Below are 1,292 nucleotides of genomic sequence, written 5' to 3'. Positions count from 1 at the left end.
GGCTTGGCGGTCGGCGCGAATACGAGCTTCGTCATTCCGGTCACGCCGACCTTGGCGGCCGGTGGCAGCGTTACCAATACCGCCACCGTCAGCGGCGGCGGCGATCCGAGCTGTCCAGCAGCCACCCGCTGCAGCGACACCGAAGGTCCGACGACGATCGATGCGCCGCAGCTGACGCTGACCAAGACCGCGAGCGTCAGCCCGTGGACCGTCGGTGTACCGGCAAGCTACACCCTTCAAGTCACCAACACCGGCACGACGGCTACGACAGCCGCTGCAACGGTTACCGACACGATTCCGACCGGTCTCACGATCGGCGCGCTGCCGGCAGGCTGCACGGCAGCCGGACAGACCGTCACCTGCACGGTTCCTGCCGGCCTGGCCGCGAGTGCAAGCACGAGCTTTGTCATTCCGGTCACGCCGACCTTGGCGGCAGGTGCCAGCGTTACCAATACCGCGACCGTCAGCGGCGGCGGCGATCCGAGCTGTCCGGCAGCCGCTCGCTGCAGCGACACCGAAGGCCCGACGACGATCGATGCGCCGCAGCTGACCCTCGACAAGACCGCGAGCGCCAGTCCGTGGACCGTTGGCGTTCCGGCGAGCTACACCCTTCAAGTCACCAATACCGGCACGACGGCCACGACGGCTGCCGCGACGATCACTGACACGATTCCGACTGGCCTCACGATCGGCACGCTGCCAGCGGGTTGTACAGCAACCGGCCAGACCGTGACCTGCACGGTTCCTGCCGGCCTGGCCGCGAGTGCGAGCACGAGCTTTGTCATTCCCGTCACGCCGACCTTGGCGGCGGGCTCCAGCGTCACGAACACGGCCACCGTCAGCGGCGGCGGCGACCCGAGCTGTCCAGCGGCCGTCCGCTGCAGCGACACCGAAGGTCCGACCACGATCGATGCGCCGCAGCTGACGCTGACCAAGACCGCGAGCGCGAGCCCGTGGACCGTTGGCGTTCCGGCGAGCTACACCCTTCAAGTCACCAACACCGGCACGACCGCCACGACGGCTGCCGCAACGATCCTCGATGCGATTCCGGCAGGACTCACGATTGGCACGCTGCCAGCGGGTTGTACGGCAACCGGCCAGATCGTTACCTGCACGATCGCGAGCGGCTTGGCGGTGGGGGCGAATGCCAGCTTCGTCATTCCCGTCACGCCGACCTTGGCGGCCGGTGCCAGCGTCACGAACACGGCCACCGTCAGCGGCGGCGGCGACCCAAGCTGTCCGGCAGCCACCCGCTGCAGCGACACCGAAGGCCCGACGACGATCGATGCACC

Annotated in this window: 1 protein-coding gene; it reads left to right on the top strand. The window is 68.3% G+C overall.

Features of this window, described 5'->3' with window-relative positions:
• The coding region (locus DFR29_RS28835) for a DUF11 domain-containing protein (RefSeq protein ID WP_133822082.1) at positions 1–1,292 on the top strand (1,292 nt) is incomplete at both ends.

Origin of the sequence: Tahibacter aquaticus (genome assembly GCF_004363655.1) — a bacterium.
GTDB classification, from domain to species: Bacteria; Pseudomonadota; Gammaproteobacteria; order Xanthomonadales; family Rhodanobacteraceae; genus Tahibacter; species Tahibacter aquaticus.
The sequence above is the reverse complement of the archived record's forward strand: the minus strand, read 5'-3'. Positions and strand labels throughout refer to the sequence as shown.